Origin of the sequence: Aliivibrio sp. S3MY1 (assembly GCF_028765575.1) — a bacterium.
GTDB lineage: Bacteria > Pseudomonadota > Gammaproteobacteria > Enterobacterales > Vibrionaceae > Aliivibrio.
This window is the reverse complement of sequence record NZ_JARACO010000086.1, coordinates 1-910: the sequence shown is the minus strand read 5'-3', so window position 1 is coordinate 910 and position 910 is coordinate 1. Positions and strand designations below refer to the sequence as shown.

Here is a 910-nt window from a genome sequence, read left to right as displayed (position 1 = left end):
GTGTGGATTAAATAGCTTTCCAAATGGTGTATGCTTCTTATCCTCAAGTCTCTTAGGTGTTTATCTGACAGAGCTTGGTTGTGAAGATGTTAAACTGATTAGTGCGAATGTGGATGTTGATGAATACCCAGATGTAAAAAGTCATGCTTGGTTAGAAGTTGAAGGGAAATATGTAGATATCACAGCATCTCAATTTTCAGAAAGAACAAACGCTAGAATAACAGTACAGAATAAGTGTGCAGCTGAATGGTTATTTGCTTATGCTCAAGCCGCAAGGCGCGAAGGTACATACCGTGAGCAAAAACCTGACTTAGATAATTGCTTAAGTTTATATAATCTAATCGTTAGTAAGGTGAAATGCATATAACAAATGCATCAACACGATTTGCTACATTCGGCATTCTAGATTTCTTTTGGTTTACCGTATTAAGTGGTAAATTTAGGCTTAATCTGCATGGTAGCAAACGTGTTATGCAGGCGTTACACGAACTCTAAGATCGCAGTTTTTTGGCTCAGTTCAGCGATTGAGCCGTTAGTTTTTTAGGCGTGAAAGTAGGGTGAATTTCCTGTTTCTTTGTTGTCTTTGAGTTTTCATTTCATCAGGTTCGGCAATTGAACATTATTGCCAAAAGTTCATGGGTTTCAGCGGCTAATTCACGCTTCAATTGTTCATGGTTTTGCCTCATTTTACCCTGCGTCAGTGTTTTACTCGCCACATTTTCAATCCCAATTGTGGTTAGGATATTTAGTTTATCAGCTCAAAACTTGCTGAAATCAAATCGTACAAATGGTGTAAGAAAAAGGGATTGCTTCGTTTCACAGTTATTGTCGTTGAAATGATATTTTGCTCGCTAAATTGAACCAGTCTAATTAAACTCAGTTTACAGTAAATCTTGGTAAATCAATTCTT

At 37.0% G+C, this 910-nt stretch carries 1 protein-coding gene; it reads left to right on the top strand.

Annotated elements, in window-relative coordinates:
* Positions 1 to 367: hypothetical protein (locus PVK62_RS17335; RefSeq protein WP_274449505.1), on the top strand; the 367-nt coding region annotated here is incomplete at its 5' end.
* Positions 368 to 910 lie beyond the last annotated feature (543 nt).